Source organism: Janthinobacterium sp. TB1-E2, assembly GCF_036885605.1.
Taxonomy (GTDB): Bacteria; Pseudomonadota; Gammaproteobacteria; order Burkholderiales; family Burkholderiaceae_D; genus Janthinobacterium; species Janthinobacterium aestuarii.
The window spans coordinates 3398615-3413392 of sequence record NZ_CP142523.1 but is presented as its reverse complement, the minus strand read 5'-3'; the positions used below and the strand labels follow the sequence as shown (position 1 = coordinate 3413392).

Genomic DNA, 14778 nt, shown 5'->3' with positions numbered 1-14778 from the left:
CTACACGAGGCCGGCGTAAAACGCGCGCAGCTGGCGTTCCAGGCGCGGCATTGAATAGCGCTGCACGGTTTCCTCGCGCGCCAGCCGTCCCATGCGGGTGCGCCGGGGCGCATCCAGCAATAGCTGCGCCACGGCCGCGCAGGCGGCGTGCTCGTCGTCGATCGGCAGCAGCAGCCCGCCTTCACTATCGTGCAGGATATCGTGGGTGCCCGGCACGTCCGTTCCCACGGCCGGCACGCCGCAGGCCATGGCCTCGATGGTGGCGATGCCGAAACCCTCGTTTTTACTGAGCAGCACATGCAGGTCGAAGGCCGGCATCAACAACTCGACATGCTGCTGGAAGCCGGCAAACACGATGCGCTCCTGCAAGCCTGATTGCTGTGCCTGCAGCCGCAGCATGGCTTCCAGCGGCCCCGTGCCTACCAGCACTAAATATAGATTGGGAAATTGCTTGGCCAGTCTGGCGAACAGGGCCAGCAGCACTTGCGGACGCTTTTGCGCGGACAGCCGGGCCACGCAGCCGAGCACGAGCGCGTCCGCTGGCACCCCAAGTTGCCGCCGCGCCAGCACCCTGCGTTCGGGAGAGACGATAAAAGTATCCGTATCGACGCCATTGGGAATGACGGCCAGCCGCGTTTCCGGGTTCAGCATGCCGCGGTACAGCTCGAGGAAATGCCGCATGGCCGACGGCGACACGGCATACACGCCTTTGACGGTGCGGAACGCTTCCTGCAGCCGCGGCCGCTGCCAGTCGCTGAACGCTTCCAGCGGAAAGGCATTGTGCACGCTGATCACGGCAGGCAAGCGGCATTGCCGCGCCAGCCACAGGATGGAAGCGCCATAGCTGGTCCAGCAAAACGCCACGTGGACGAGGTCGGGCCTCAGCCGCCGCAGCCGCCACGCTCCCGTGACCCTGGCGCGCAGCCAGTTCCAGCGCCGCCAGGCCCAGTGTTCGAGAAACAAGGGCGGTTCATACACACGCACCTGCAGATGCTGCGCGCGCAAACCTTGCACCCAGGCAGTAAAACCGGGAAAGCGCCGCAGGGCAAGCACGCTGTCATAGCCGCTCGCGCCCAGTACTTTCGCCTCTTGCGCCATGCGCAGCTCCATGCCGCCCAGCTCGCCCGAATAACTGCTGATGACGATGCGCGGCAAGCGTTTGCGCCGTCCGCGCCACGCTTCATGGAAAAAGCCGCGCAGCCAGGCCCGTTCCCACTGGCGCAGGAACAGGTCGGCGTGGTCGCGCCGCAGCCAGGCCCGCACGGCGCCGAGGGAGTCGCGCACGTATCTGCCCAGCATCCAGCGCGGTACGCCGAGCAACTCCACGCTTGGTGCGAATGTGGCCAGACGGCATTGGCCGCGGCCAAACAGCATGGCGCGGCGCAGTATCCAGGCGCGCTGTACTTGTTGAGCGCGGATGATGTGCGCCACTTTCGCTTGCGGACAAAACCAGGAAGGATTGCCGGCCGCATGCATCTCCAGGTTGAGCCGGGTTTCGCTGCCCATGGCGTAGTTGGCGCCTTGCGGGCCGATGCTTTCATCATAGCGGGCGCCCGCCTCGAAGATGCGGCGGCGTATCGCCATGTTGGCGCCCCAGACCAGGCCCGGATAGATGGGCGCGTCGCGCAAATCGGGGCTGGTGATGCCCCACGTCAGGCCAACGGGGGTCAGGCGCAGCAGCCATTCCGCCGGTTGCTCGCGCCAGGCGGGCACGATGGCGCCGCCGAACAGGGCGTAGCCGGGGTGAGCGCGCGCGCTGTCCTGCAAGCGGCACAGCCAGTCCGATGCGGGCATGGCGTCGTCATCGCCAAACACGAACAGCTCGCCGCCATCGCCGCTTGAACGCAAGGCGTGTTCGACAGCCCCGTTCAGGGCGGGACTGCGGCCGCGCCGCGCCACGTAGACGGAACGCAAGGGCAAGCGGCCGCGGAAGGCGGCGATCACCTGGGCCGTGGCGTCCGTGCTGCCATTGTCGGCGATGATCAGGCGCCAGCCGCCCACGGGGGCTCGCAACTCCATGTAGGCGCGCAATACCTGGGGCAAGGTGCCGGCGCCATTGTAGGTCGCCATGAGAACGGTCAACAAGGACATGCCTCCTTGGTCTTACCATGACAAAACTATGTACTCAAGCAGTGTTGATCCAGTGTACTGAGCCTGCCCGCCAGCCCGTTGACAGGCATCAATACCTTGCCAACCCGGGCACAACCAGGAGCGTCTCCCTTCATGCGCGACATACTGATTACCATCATCATCCTGGGCTCGCTGCCCTTCATCCTGAAGACACCGGCCACCGGCGGCCTGATGTGGGTCTGGGTCAGCGTGATGAACCCGCACACGCAGGGCTGGGGCTTTGCCACCCACATGCCGTTCGCCTTCATCATCGCCATCGCCACCCTGATCAGCCTCGTCATGACGCGCGAGCCGAAAAACCTGCCGCTCACGCCCGTCAGCGTGCTGCTGCTGCTGTTCGTCATGTGGATGAATGTCACGGCCCCGTTCGCCCTGATTCCGGAATCGTCATGGGTGCAGTGGAACAAGGTGATGAAGATCATGCTGATGAGCTTTGTCATCATGATGGTGATACGCACACGGCGCGACATCGTGCGCCTGATCTGGGTGCTGGTGGGGTCGATCGGCTATTACGGCGTGAAAGGCGGCATCTTCACCATCCGCAGCGGCGGCACGGACCGGGTATGGGGGCCGGAAGAAACGTTTATCGGGGATAACAATGCGCTGGCCCTGGCCCTGATCATCACCATCCCCCTCATGTATTATCTGCAGCAAAACACGGATAAACGCTGGGTGCGCCACGGCTTGTCCGCGGCGATGCTGTTGTCGGCCCTGGCGGCGCTGGGCTCGTATTCGCGCGGCGGGCTGCTGGCCATTGCCGCCATGGGCCTGTTCATGTGGCTGAAAAGCGACCGCAAGATGGTGCTGGGCGCGCTGCTCGGCGCCGTCGCGCCGCTGCTGCTGGCCTTCATGCCCGAGCGCTGGGCCGAACGCATGGACACCATCAACACCTATCAGGACGATGTCTCCGCCATGGGCCGCCTGAATGCCTGGCGCATGGCCTGGAATTTGGCACGCGACCGTTTTCCCGGCGGCGGCTTCGACGTCTCCGACGCGGCCATCTTTGCCCGCTATGCGCCCAACCCCATGGACGTGCATGCGGCGCACAGCATCTATTTCCAGGCACTGGGCGAACACGGCTTTGTCGGCTTGCTGATTTACCTGGCGCTGGGCATCGCCACCTGGCGCACGGCCGCCGCCATCATCCGCCGCACGCGGGGCAAGCCAGAATTGCGCTGGGCGCACGGCCTGGCCACCATGAGCCAGGCCAGCCTGATCGGCTTTGCCGTGGGCGGCGCCTTCCTCAGCCTGCTGTACTTCGACATGCCGTATTACCTGATGGCCGCCCTGATCGCCACGCGCATCATCGTCGAGCGGCAGGTGCCCACGCTCACCTCTACTTCGCGCCAGGCCAGGCCCCGGACCGCCATCGTGGAGCAGCCATGACAGCCACCTTGTCCATCCTGATCTACCACCGCGTGCTGGCGCGGCCCGACCCGCTGTTTCCCGGCGAAGTGGACGCCGTGCTGTTCGAGCGCCAGCTGCGCCTGCTGAAACGCTTCTATACGCCGCTGTCACTGAGCGATGCCGTGCAGCGCTTGCAGAATGGCAGCCTGCCGCAGCGCGCCGCCTGCATCACCTTCGACGACGGCTATGCGGACAATGCGCAAGTCGCCCTGCCGCTGCTGCGGCGCCATGGCATGCACGCCACGTTTTTCATCGCCACGGGCTACCTGGACGGCGGGCAAATGTGGAACGACACGGTGATCGAGGCCGTGCGCCAGGCGGCCGGGCCCGTGCTGGACTTGCGCAAACACGAGCTGGGGACGTTCCCCGTCGCCAGCCTGGCGCAGCGGCAAGCGGCCATCGCCACCCTGCTGGGGCAGCTCAAATACCTGCCGTTCGCCCGGCGCCAGCAGCTGGCCATGCGGATACGCCGCCAGGCGGGCGTTCTGGCTGGTCCGCCCGCCATGCTGAGCACGGCGCAGCTGCGCCAATTGCATGCGGCCGGCATGGAGGTGGGCGCGCACACGGACAGCCACCCGATTTTGTCCACCTTGCCGGACCACGCGGCGCGGCAAAACATCGCCGACGGCAAGCGCCAGCTGGAAAGTTTGATCCAGGCGCCCGTCACTCTGTTTGCATATCCGAACGGCAAGGCCGGGCGCGACTATGGCGCGCCGCACGTGGCGATGGTCAAAAGCCTCGGTTTCAAGGCGGCCGTGGCCACGGACTGGGGCGTGGCGCGCCCCGGCGCGGGGCTCGACCTGCTGCAGCTGCCCCGCTTTACGCCGTGGGATCGAGGACGGCTGGCGTTTCTGTGGCGCATGCGGCAAAACCGCCGGCAAGCGCACCCAGCGCGCCTGGATGCTGGCTGAGCCACTGTTCCAGCATCAGCAGCAGCCACACCATGGTGCCGTGATAGGCCGGATGTTCCGCCAGCAAGCGCCCTTGCAGATCGTCGATGAAGGCGGACCGCACGATGCCGCGTCCGCGCAGCTGCGTGAGGTTGTCGAATGCAAACTCGCGCAGCGGCGGATGACTGTGCAGCCACAGGCCGAAAGGCAGGCCGAAGCCGTGCTTTTTCTTGCGCACGATGGCCGGCGGCAGGATTTCCGCCAGCGCCCGCTTGAAGAAGGGCCGCAGCCGCATGCCGTCGAGCTTGTCGCGTGGCGCCAGGCGGGCGGCAAACGCCACCATCGCATCGTGCAGGAAGGGAAACGCCGCTTCCACGCCGGCCAGCTCGCACGCCTTGCGCACCTTGAACAGGTCGTTGTCGGCCAAAGTAAAACGCATGTCGAGCGCCAGCAGTTCATTGATCTGGCTCAAGCCCTGGCCTTGCCGCTCCCAATACGCGCCATTCACGCAGCCGGGTGCCATGCCCGGGTCGATGGTGTCGATGAAACCCGCTTCCAGCACCGTGCGGTGGCCATGGCGCAGCAGCAGGTTGTAGCTGTCGAGCCGTGCCGGCAGCGGCAGGCTCGATAGCTCGATGTAGCGGCGCGCCTTGTCGCCCAGCCGCCACGGCTTGCCCGTGCGCTCGCGGAACAGCAGCGGCTCGATGATGGCCTGGCGCAGCACGGCGGGCAAGCGCTCGTACTGCGACAGCAAGGCCTGGTGCGCATAGCGCTCATTGCCGCCAAACAGTTCATCGCCGCCGTCGCCGCCGAGCAAGCGCGTTACGCCATCCTCGCGCGCCATCTGCGCGCAGTAAAAGGCGGGAATGGCCGAGGCGTTGCCGAAAGGCTGGTCGAAGATGGCCGCCATGGCGGGAATGGCGGCCAGCACATCGGCTGGCGTCACGTAGCGCTCGTGGTGGATGCTGCCCGCGTGACTGGCGGCCAGGCGCGCATACGCCATTTCGTCATAGCCGGGCGCGTCGAAACCGATGGAATACGTGCGCGCCGGCCGGCCCGTCACTTGCCCCATGATGGCGGCCACGGTGGAACTGTCCGTGCCGCCGCTGAGAAACGCGCCCGTGTCCGCGCCATCCGCGCCCAGGCTGCTTTCCACGGACTGGCGCAGCAGGCGCAGGAATTCCTGCTTGTTGCTGGCAAAGCTGGCCCGCGGGCGCGCCGCGCCCGGCTCCCGGAAAGCCAGCTGCCAGTAACTGCCCTTGCATTGCTTGCCGCCGCGCACATGCAGGTATTCGCCGGGCAGCAAGCGCTGCTGGCCCAGGTAAGCCGTGGCCGGGCCAGGCACCATGTGGAAGAACAGGTAGTGATAAAGCGCTTGCGGATCGAGCGCGCCCCGCACGGACGGATGGGCCAGCAAGGCGTCATGCGAGGAGGCAAAGAACAAGCCTTGCGCATTACCCGCATAGCTGAGGGGGTGGATTCCGGCGCGGTCCACTGCCAGCAGGGCCGAGCCGGAAAAAGAGTCGAGGATAGCTATAGCAAATGGCCCGGACAGGCTGGCGCAGGCCGCCACGCCCCGGCTCAGCCAAAGGGAAGCGAGGCGGCTTGCCACGTCATCGGCCGAACCGTCAAGCATGGGCCGGCCCCAGATAGCCACTTGCAAGCCATCCTGCTGATACACATGGCGGCTGCCGTCGATCGCGGCCACGGCCACGCCACCCACTTCGCTCACGCAGGCAGTCAAGGGGGCCCTATCGAAACGCGACAGGGGCGCGGCCATGCCGGCCAGCGCGGCGCCACTGGCATCGGCATCGGCGGCGACAGAGCCCGCTGCCCCGCCGGTCGCCGCCAGCCAACCGCACAGGCCGCTCATACGAGCACCTCGGCCGGCAACGGATGGCCAAGAAAGGCCGTGGGGCTGGCCGTCAAGCCATACGCGCCCGACTGGAACACGACCACCAGGTCGCCCTCTTCGGCGCGCGCCATCTCCATCTGATCGGCCAGCAAGTCCAGCGGCGTGCACAACGGTCCCACGACGGACGCCACTTCGCGCGCCCCGCCATGCAGCCGGTTGCCGATGGCGACCGGGTAATTCTTGCGGATCAGCTGGCCGAAATTGCCCGAGGCCGCCAAGTGGTGGTGCAAGCCGCCATCCGTGACGAGAAACACTTGTCCATGCGACACCTTGCGTTCGAGCACCTTACACACATAGATGCCCGCCTCGGCCACCAGATAGCGGCCCAGCTCCAGGTTCAGGCGCGCGCCGGGCGCCGCCTGGGCCAGCAGATCGAGCTGCCGCTGCAAGCCGTCCGCCACAGGCGCCAGGTCCAGCGCCTGGTCGCCGGGAAAATACGGCACGCCGAAGCCGCCGCCGATATTCAGGGTGCGCAAGGGCGACGGCGCGCTGTCGGCCAGTTGCAGGGCCAGTTGCACGCTCAGGGCCTGCGCTTCAGCCAGGGCCGCCGCCGACAGGCTTTGCGAACCCGCATACAGGTGAAAACCGTGAAAATCCAGCCCCAGCTGACCGATGCGGCCCAGCAGCGCCGGCACGAGGGCCGCATCGACGCCAAACGGCTGCGCGCCGCCGCCCATGCGCATGCCCGTGCGGCGCAAGGCGAAATCAGGATTCACGCGTACGGCCACCCTGGCCGTCATGCCCAACCGTTCGCTGGCCAGCGCCACCCTTTCCAGCTGGGCGCCCGACTCCACGTTGATCAATACGCCAGCGGCCACGGCCCGCGCCAGTTCCCCATCGCTCTTGCCCGGGCCCGCAAAGCTGATGCGCTCCGGCGCCATCGGTGTATCGAGCGCCGTGGCCAGTTCGCCGCCCGAGGCCACGTCGATGCCGTCGACCAGGCCCGCCAGCCATTGCACCACGGCCGGCATGGGGTTGGCCTTCATCGCGTAATGCACATGCACGCCGGCGGGCAAGGCGGCGCGCAATTGCGCCACGCGGCGCGTGATATGCGCGCGGTCATAGGCATAGAACGGCGTGCCGCCCACCCTCTGCGCCAGCCGGCGTAAAGAAATACCGCCGACCTGCAGCATGTCGCCGTCCATGGCAAACTGCTGGCCCAAGGCCGAGTGCAAGGGCAATTCCGTACTGTTCGAGCGGATCAAGTCCTTCATGCCGCGTCTCCTGTTTGGACCGCATACGCACGCGCCAGTTCCCGGGCCAGCAAGGGGCGGTCGATCTTGCCGTTCGGATTGCGCGGCAGCACGCCGTCGCGGATCTCCACCCACAGCGGCACCATATAGCTGGGCAGGCGTGCGCGGCAGGCGGCCAGCACGCTGTCGCGCTGCAATTCCACACCGGGCGCGGGCGTGACGAGCAAGGCGATGGCCTGGCCCAGCACGGCATGGGGCAGGCCCAGCGCGGCGGCATCGCCCACCAGTCCGCTCGCATACGCGACTTCCTCGATCTCGGCCGGGCTGACCCGGTAGCCCGACGTCTTGATCATATCGTCGCTGCGCCCGACGAAATACAGATAGCCATCCGCATCGCGTCGCACCGTGTCGCCCGACCAGACGGCCAGCTCCGGCAGCACCAGGCCACTCGCCTGCGGCGGCAGCGGTTTGAAGCGTTCGGCCGTGCGCGCCGCGTCGTTCCAGTAGCCGAGCGCCACCAGCGCGCCACGGTGCACGAGTTCGCCCGGCTCATCGGCGTCGCACACGCTGCCGTCGGGACGCAGCACCAGCACTTCCGCGTTCGGGATCGCTTGCCCGATGGAATCGGGGCGCCGTTCCAGCTGTTCCGGCGCCAAATAGGTCGAGCGGAACGCTTCCGTCAAGCCATACATCAGGTAGACCTGCACGCGCGGCAACGACTGGCGCAGCCGGTCGAGCGTGGAGCGCTGCATCACGCCGCCCGAATTGGTGATGTAGCGCAAAGGCGTGGACAAGGGCCAGCTCAGCTGGGACAGCTGCACCCACAGCGGCGGCACGGCGGCCAGGCCCGTGATGGCTTCCTGCTCGACGGTTTCGACGATATCGCGCAGCAGCAGATAATTCATCAGTACGGCACAGGCGCCGCTGGCAAATGCCGTCGTCAGCTGGCTCAGGCCGTAATCAAAACTGAGCGGCAGGACGCATAAAATACGGTCCTGCGGCGTGTTGCGCAAATAGCCCGACACGCTGAGCGCGCCCGCCAGCATGTTGCGGTGCGACAGCACCACGCCTTTCGGCCGTCCCGTGCTGCCCGAGGTATATAGAATGGCGGCCATGTCCACGTCGATCGCCGCATGCGGCTGAGGCGCGGGCACGCTGGCGGCGGAGACCGCGCTCCACGGCAGCACGCGCACCTTGCCCAGGCTGGACTCCGCCTCCCCTTCGCCCGTCAGCAGCACCGTCCGCAAGTCCGGGCAGGCGGCCAGCGCGTGGCCCAGCTGCGCCAGGCGTTCGCGCGAGGTAACGAGGATGGCTACGTTGCAGTCGGCCAGGATATACGCCACCTGGTCCGGCTTGAGCAGCGGATTGACGGGCACGAACACGCCGCCGGCTGCCGCCGCGCCAAACATGGCGCTGACGTTTTCCGGGCGTTTTTCCAGGTACACGGCCACGCGCGCGCCACCTTGCAAGCCCAGGGTCAGCAGGGTCGCTGCCGCCTCGCGCACGGACTGCGCCAGCGCGCCATAGCTCAGCTCCTCGCCCTGCCACGACAGGGCCGGCGCGTGGGGCGCGCGCTGCGCCGTTTCAAAGATCAGATCGTGTATCAGTGTTGCCATCGTGTCGCCCCAGGGTTGCCATGATTGCCATGCATCCCCCTATGATTGGGACAAACGGGCGCGGCAGTGTTGATTTTTATCAAGCAAGCACCTCTCCCCACGGACGGTGACCTATCTGGCGCAATGCTTGAGGCCGCGCAACATCGGCCACTGGCCGCTGCGCTCTAATGGACAGCGTTGGCTGCATAGCCGCCCCGTCCGTTACTACCATGGCCCTGTCCCCGCAATTTCCCTTGCTGCAACGGCTGGCCGCCCGCGTCGCCCAGCTGGGCTGGCGCGACAGCGCCTGGCTGGCCGTGGCGCGGCTGCTGGCAACGGTGCCGGGCGGGCGTTGCGCCCTGTACCGCTACCAGTTCGTGGCACAGGCCGTGGCGCCCGGTTCGCTGTGCCGTGGGCGCGGCCAGTCGATTGCCGTCACGCCCTGCGTGGCGGAAACGGACTTGCCGCCCGGCCCCGAGCGCCGGCCCGGCGCGCTGCGCGAGCGCTACCGGCAAGGTGCGCAATGCCTGGTGGCGCGCGACAAGTCCGGCATGGTCGGCTGGATCTGGCTGCTGCGCCACGGCTGCCAGGAAGACGAGGTGCGCGCCCGCTATGCGCTGGCCTCAAACCAGTCGTCGTGGGACCTCGACGTGTGGGTGCATCCCGAACAGCGCGGCGGCCTCGTCTTCGCGCGCCTGTGGGAAGAAGCCAACGCCGTGCTGTACGCGCAGGGCGTGCGCTGGTCGTGCAGCCGCATCTCGCGTTTCAACCGCGCCTCGCTGGGCGCCCACGCGCGCCTGGGCACGCACGCGCTGGGCACGGCCACCTTCATTCGCTGCGGGCGCTGGCAATGGATGGCCGCCAGCCTGCCGCCGTATCTGCACCTGTCGCGCCGCCCCGACGATATTCCCTGCCTGGCCTTCGATACGTCGTCCCTGCCGCACTACCCTTCCCTGGAGCTGACATGCCGCATCTTGAAGCAGTAAAGCACATCCTCGACACCACCCTGGGCTTGAACGGGCGCGCGCTGGAAGCCCACACGCCGCTCTTGGGTAGCGTGCCGGAACTCGACTCGATGGCCGTGATCGGCGTGATCACCGCGCTGGAAGACCATTTCGGCATTGTTGTCGCCGACGACGACATCCACGCGCGCCACTTCGCCACCGTGGGCACCTTGCACGATTTCGTGTTTGCCAAGCTGCGACCATGAACCGCGCCCTCACCGACGCGCTGCCGCTGCTGCCCTTCTTCCTGCCCGCCAGCGGCGGCCAGCGCTATTGTTTGCTGCACCTGCCGCCACCGGGCCAGGCCGCGCGCGGCGGCATCCTCTACGTCCATCCGTTCGCGGAAGAACTGAATAAAAGCCGCCACGTGGCCGCCGCGCAGGCGCGCGCCTTTGCCGCGGCCGGCTACAGCGTGCTGCAGATCGACCTGTTCGGCTGCGGCGACAGCAGCGGCGACTTTGGAGAAGCGCGCTGGGATATCTGGCACAACGACCTGCACCTGGCGTGCGCGTGGCTGGCGCAGCGGGTCAACGGCCCCTTGACCGTGTGGGGCTTGCGCCTGGGCGCCCTGCTGGCCCTCGATTTCGCCAGCAACCCGCCGCTGCCCCTGGCCCGTCTGCTGCTGTGGCAACCGGAACTCGATGGGCGGCGCGTCATCGACCGCTTCCTGCGCCTGCGCCTGGCGACCGGCATGCTGGCCGGCGGCGGGCAGGAAGCGCCCGGCCATGCGCGCGCCGCACTGGCGGAAAGTGAGCCCGTGGAAGTGGCCGGCTACCTGCTGGCGCCTGCGCTGGCGCACGCCATCGATGACGTCAGCGCGTCCGCGCTGCAGCCTGCCGTTCCCGTCTATTGGCTCGATTACCAGGGGCAGGAACAGGCAGCCGCGCCCTTGCCGCCGCTGGCGCGGCAATGGCGGGACCAGGGCACCGCCGTCCACGTGGCCAGCTTTGGCGACGGCCCGTTCTGGCATAGCGGCGAACTGCTCGCGTGTCCGCAACTGCTGGACGCCACGCGTGCGCTGTGCCGCGACTGGCTCGACGAGGAAAGGACGCCGCCATGAAACGCGACAGCGGCCAGCAGCACCTCGCAACGCACGCCGTGCGCGAACTGGCCCTGCGCTTTCGCAGCGCCGCTGACGACGGCGAGGCGCAGGCGCGCATGGCCGGCATCCTCAGCCTGCCCGACGCACCGGGTCCGCGCGGCGTGTTGATCGTCACGGGCGGGCCGCAGTACCGGATCGGCAGCCACCGCCAGTTCGTCTTGCTGGCCCGCGCCCTGGCCGCGCAAGGCTGGCCCGTGCTGCGTTTCGACTTGCGCGGCATGGGCGACAGCGAAGGCAGCGCGCGAGATTACCGCGCGGCCGGTCCCGATATCGCCGGCGCGCTGGCGCAATTCTTCGACGCCGTGCCAGCCTTGCGCGAAGTGGCGCTGTGGGGCTTGTGCGACGGCGCCACGGCAGCGGCCTGCCATGCGCCGCGCGACACGCGCGTCAAAGCCCTGATCCTGCTCAACCCGTGGGTGCGCAGCAGCGCCGGACTAGCGCGCGCCACCTTGCGCCACTATTATCTGCCACGCCTGCTGCAAGGCAGTTTCTGGCGCAAGCTGGCCAGCGGCGGACTGCGGCTGGGCGCCAGCCTCGCCTCGCTGCGGCAGGTGGCGGCGGCCACGCAAGAAGGGCCAACGCGGGAAGACGATGCGCCCGCGCCGGCCATGCTGCGGGCGCTGACGCAATTCCAGGGCAAGGTGCTGCTGGTCCTCAGCGGCGACGACCTCGGTGCGCGCGAGTGGCAAGCCCTGCTCGATGGCGACACAGCCTGGCGCGCCGTGGCCGCCCGCGCGCAATGGACGCAAGCGCAGGTCGCTGGCGCCAACCACACGTTCGCCAGCGCCGCCTGGCGCGGCGAAGTCGAACAGTTGTGCGCACGGTGGCTGCGGTCATGGTAATGACATCGCCAAAACGGGTGCTGATGGTCGCCTACCATTTCCCGCCGTTTGCCGGCGGCAGCGGCATCCTGCGCACGCTGGGTTTTGCGCGCCATTTGCCCGACTGCGGCTGGCAGCCGCTCGTGCTCAGCCCGTCGCCGCTCGCGTATGCGCAGCGGGGCAATACGCAACTGGCGCAGATCGGCACACAAGCCACCGTGCGGCGCACCCTGGCGCTCGACGCGGCGCGCCATCTGTCCATCGCCGGGCGCTATCCGCGCTGCCTGGCGCTGCCCGATCGCTGGAGTTCCTGGTGGCTGAGCGCCGTGCCGGCCGGCCTGCGCATGATCCGCGAATACCGCCCCGACGCCATCTGGTCGACATACCCGATCGCCACGGCGCACCTGATCGCGATGACCCTGCAAAAACTCAGCGGCCTGCCGTGGATCGCCGACCAGCGCGACCCCATGCTCGACGACAGCGACCCGCTGGCGCCGTATCCGCCCGAGCCCCGCCTGCACCGCATGCATGCGTGGATCGAACAGCGCATCGCGGCGCGCAGCGCGGCCATCGTCTGCACCACGCCGGGCGCCATGGCGGCCCACCAGCGGCGCCTGGCGCAAGTGGGGCGCGAACGCTTCTGCCTGATCGAAAATGGCCACGACGATGACGCGGACGCCGCGCCGCTGGCCGGGCCGCGCGGCCACCGCAGCCGCTTCCTGCTGCTGCACAGCGGCGTGATCTACCCGTCCGAGCGCGATCCGCAGCCGCTGTTCGAAGCCCTGGCCCGCCTGCGCCACGACGGCGTGCTGCACGCCCGCAATTTCCAGATGGTGCTGCGTGCCACGGGCCACGATGCGTGGCTGGCGGGATTGCTGGCGAAATACGGCATCCTGGATCTGGTGAGCCTGGAACCGTTGCAGCCGCACGAGGATGCGCTGCGCGAAATGCTGGCCGCCGACGGCTTGCTGCTGCTGCAGGCGGCCAACTGCAACGAACAGATTCCCGCCAAGTTGTATGAATACCTGCGCTGCCGCCGGCCCATCCTCGCGCTGACCGACCTGGCCGGCGACAGCGCGGCCAAGCTGCGCCACTGCGGCATCGATACCATCGGCCAGCTGGCGTCCAGCGGCGATTGCGCGCGCGCCCTGCTGCGCTTTCTGGAACTGGCGCGCCAGGGCCGCGCCCCGCTGGCCAGCCCCACGGCCATCGCCCTGCAATCGCGGCAAGCCCGCAGCAACGCCCTGGCCGATTTGCTCGACCAGGTCAGCCACAGGAGTCCGACATGAAGCATTGCTTGTTAGCCTGCACCCTCGCCGCCTGCTGCGCCAGCGTCACTGCCGCCGAGTGTCCGCCCTACGTCAAGCGCACGCCGGGCGGCGACTACACGAGCGCGGAAGACCGCGACGGGCTGTCCGTGGTCGAAAAATTCCATTTTTCGCGCGCCGTGGAAACGCTCACGCAAGGCATGACGGGCAGCCTGGGCGCCGACATCAGCTACACGCTCGAACATTTCCCGAACCACCACCGGGCGCTGGCGTCGATGGCCAAGCTGGGATTGCGGCTGAAAAGCGCGCAGCCGGTGGGCGCCCGCTACACGGTCAGCTGCTACTTCGAACGGGCGATCGCCTTCGCGCCGCACGACGTGACGGCGCGCATGGTGTATGGCAGCTATTTGCTGTCCACGGGCCAGGATGCGATGGCGCTGGAACAGCTGGACGCTGCCAGCCGCCTGGCGCCGGACCAGGCCACCATCCAGTACAACCTGGGCCTGATGTATGCAAAGAAGAAGGAATACGAGAAGGCCAGCGCGCACGCGCAAAAAGCCTATGCGCTGGGTTTCCCCTTGCCGGGGCTGAAGAACAAGCTGAAAGCGGCGGGCAAGTGGCGCGAGCCGCCGCCGGCGCCCGCCGTCGTGGAGGCGAAGGAAGCGCCGAAAGCGGAAGAACCGGCTGTGCCGCCGGTCGAAGAACCTAGCGGGGAATGACGGCCGGCCGCTGGGCCACGCTCCAATGCCCCGCAGGCGACGCGGCCAGCGCGGCGGCCAGGTCGCGCCGCGCTTGGGCCTTGTCTTCCGCCTCGCAGATGTATGCCAGTTCGGCCGGCTGCAGCGCGGTGAGCGTCAGCAGCATCACTTCGCCATACGGCGTGCCGAAGGACGACGGGATGGTGCTTGCGCCCTGGGCCAGCAGCACGCCCACCTGTTCGTTTTCGTCTTCGAGGCCCTTGGGTGCATCTTGCAAGTCCAGCGCCATCGACACGCTGCCGTGGCGCTGCACCAGCAAATCGATGGAGCCATGATCGGCCACGTTCTGGCTGACCTGGTAGACCAGATCGAACAGCCACGATGCCTGCACCGGACCGCCGTTGAAGGCGGATGGCGGCGCCTCGATGCACACTTCCAGCAGGTGGCCGCGCGGCACAAACACGTCGTCGTCATCCTCGAACGGATCGCTCAAGCCATCGCTGGCGATGAGAATGGAATCATTGCGGCGGATTACCCGCCAGGCCTGGCGCAACGATGGCCAGCGCGGGCCGCCCATGAAGGCCGGGTTGACCAGCGGCGCCAGCACGTCGGCGTCAACGGCGCCCAAAGTAGCATAGAAGGCGTCGCGCGCGGCGCACGCCGTGGCCAGCATCTGCGCGCCCGCTTCCTTGCCGACGACGGCGTCGTCCGGTTGTGGCACTTGGGGAATCTCGTTATCAGGCATGAGAGAGTCT

General features: G+C 67.7%; 13 protein-coding genes. 8 read left to right on the top strand and 5 right to left on the bottom strand.

Translation table 11 applies throughout. The features are described from left to right. A complete protein-coding gene (locus OPV09_RS15110) occupies positions 1–2085 on the bottom strand; it encodes a glycosyltransferase (protein ID WP_338678640.1) in 2085 nt (694 codons plus the stop codon). Positions 2086–2223: 138 nt separating this feature from the next. Here OPV09_RS15110 and OPV09_RS15105 point away from each other — a divergent pair, with 138 nt between their 5' ends. Next, positions 2224–3516, top strand: coding sequence for a putative O-glycosylation ligase, exosortase A system-associated (locus tag OPV09_RS15105; protein ID WP_338678639.1), 1293 nt, complete (start codon positions 2224–2226; stop codon positions 3514–3516). Further along, positions 3513–4448, top strand: coding sequence for a polysaccharide deacetylase family protein (locus OPV09_RS15100; protein WP_338678638.1), 936 nt, complete (start codon positions 3513–3515; stop codon positions 4446–4448). Before OPV09_RS15105 ends, OPV09_RS15100 begins: the two co-directional genes overlap by 4 nt. Here OPV09_RS15100 and OPV09_RS15095 read toward each other — a convergent pair. From OPV09_RS15095 to OPV09_RS15085, 3 genes are read right to left on the bottom strand one after another with little or no spacing between them, the layout of a single operon-like run. Then, positions 4357–6300 carry an asparagine synthetase B family protein gene (locus tag OPV09_RS15095; RefSeq protein WP_338678637.1) on the bottom strand — a complete coding sequence of 648 codons (1944 nt, stop codon included), beginning with the start codon at positions 6298–6300 and terminating at the stop codon, positions 4357–4359. The genes OPV09_RS15100 and OPV09_RS15095 overlap by 92 nt on opposite strands. Beyond that, the gene (locus OPV09_RS15090; RefSeq protein ID WP_338678636.1) at positions 6297–7556 is read right to left on the bottom strand and encodes a pyridoxal-dependent decarboxylase, exosortase A system-associated; all 1260 of its coding nucleotides are present in this window, start codon (positions 7554–7556) and stop codon (positions 6297–6299) included. Before OPV09_RS15090 ends, OPV09_RS15095 begins: the two co-directional genes overlap by 4 nt. Continuing rightward, the gene (locus tag OPV09_RS15085) at positions 7553–9151 is read right to left on the bottom strand and encodes an acyl-CoA ligase (AMP-forming), exosortase A system-associated (RefSeq protein ID WP_338678635.1); all 1599 of its coding nucleotides are present in this window, start codon (positions 9149–9151) and stop codon (positions 7553–7555) included. Before OPV09_RS15085 ends, OPV09_RS15090 begins: the two co-directional genes overlap by 4 nt. A 209-nt stretch (positions 9152–9360) precedes the next feature. On the opposite strand from OPV09_RS15085, the gene OPV09_RS15080 reads away from it, so the two are divergent. From OPV09_RS15080 to OPV09_RS15055, 6 genes are read left to right on the top strand one after another with little or no spacing between them, the layout of a single operon-like run. Further along, positions 9361–10116 carry a hypothetical protein gene (locus OPV09_RS15080; RefSeq protein ID WP_338678634.1) on the top strand — a complete coding sequence of 252 codons (756 nt, stop codon included), beginning with the start codon at positions 9361–9363 and terminating at the stop codon, positions 10114–10116. Continuing rightward, entirely contained in the window at positions 10095–10340 is a 246-nt protein-coding gene (locus OPV09_RS15075; protein WP_338678633.1) for an acyl carrier protein, read from the top strand. Before OPV09_RS15080 ends, OPV09_RS15075 begins: the two co-directional genes overlap by 22 nt. After that, positions 10337–11194 (top strand): hydrolase 2, exosortase A system-associated, encoded by an 858-nt coding sequence (locus OPV09_RS15070; protein WP_338678632.1) that lies wholly within the window; start codon positions 10337–10339, stop codon positions 11192–11194. Before OPV09_RS15075 ends, OPV09_RS15070 begins: the two co-directional genes overlap by 4 nt. Continuing rightward, entirely contained in the window at positions 11191–12078 is an 888-nt protein-coding gene (locus OPV09_RS15065) for a hydrolase 1, exosortase A system-associated (protein ID WP_338678631.1), read from the top strand. Before OPV09_RS15070 ends, OPV09_RS15065 begins: the two co-directional genes overlap by 4 nt. Further along, positions 12078–13346, top strand: coding sequence for a glycosyltransferase (locus tag OPV09_RS15060; protein ID WP_338678630.1), 1269 nt, complete (start codon positions 12078–12080; stop codon positions 13344–13346). The genes OPV09_RS15065 and OPV09_RS15060 overlap by 1 nt, the downstream gene beginning before the upstream one ends. After that, a complete protein-coding gene (locus tag OPV09_RS15055) occupies positions 13343–14044 on the top strand; it encodes an ABC transporter permease (RefSeq protein ID WP_338678629.1) in 702 nt (233 codons plus the stop codon). Before OPV09_RS15060 ends, OPV09_RS15055 begins: the two co-directional genes overlap by 4 nt. On the opposite strand, the gene OPV09_RS15050 is transcribed toward OPV09_RS15055, so the two are convergent. After that, positions 14031–14768, bottom strand: a complete 738-nt coding sequence (locus OPV09_RS15050) for a hypothetical protein (protein ID WP_338678628.1) — start codon at positions 14766–14768, stop codon at positions 14031–14033. The two genes, OPV09_RS15055 and OPV09_RS15050, sit on opposite strands and share 14 nt — an antisense overlap. Positions 14769–14778: the final 10 nt, after the last annotated feature.